Annotated in this window: 1 protein-coding gene; it reads right to left on the bottom strand. The window is 68.4% G+C overall.

The window, feature by feature from the left end:
- The coding region (locus AUL32_RS24325; protein ID WP_441294113.1) for an electron transfer flavoprotein subunit beta/FixA family protein at nucleotides 1-301 on the bottom strand (301 nt) is incomplete at both ends.

Here is a 301-nt window from a genome sequence, read left to right on the forward strand (position 1 = left end):
CGGCGGTCTTCTCCTCCAGCGGCTTCTTCTTGGCCTTCATGATGTTGGGCAGCGAGGCATAGCGCGGCTCGTTGAGGCGCAGATCCGTGGTGACGATCGCCGGCAGCTGGAGGCCGACCGTCTGCAACCCGCCGTCCACCTCGCGCGTGACGCTGGCCGCGCCGGCCTCGATCTCGAGCTTGGAGGCGAAGGTGCCCTGGCTCCAGCCGAGAAGGCCGGCCAGCATCTGGCCGGTCTGGTTGCAGTCGTCGTCGATCGCCTGCTTGCCGAGGATCACCAGATCGGGCGCTTCCGCCGCCAC

This window comes from Aureimonas sp. AU40 (genome assembly GCF_001463785.1).
Taxonomy (GTDB): Bacteria; Pseudomonadota; Alphaproteobacteria; order Rhizobiales; family Rhizobiaceae; genus Aureimonas.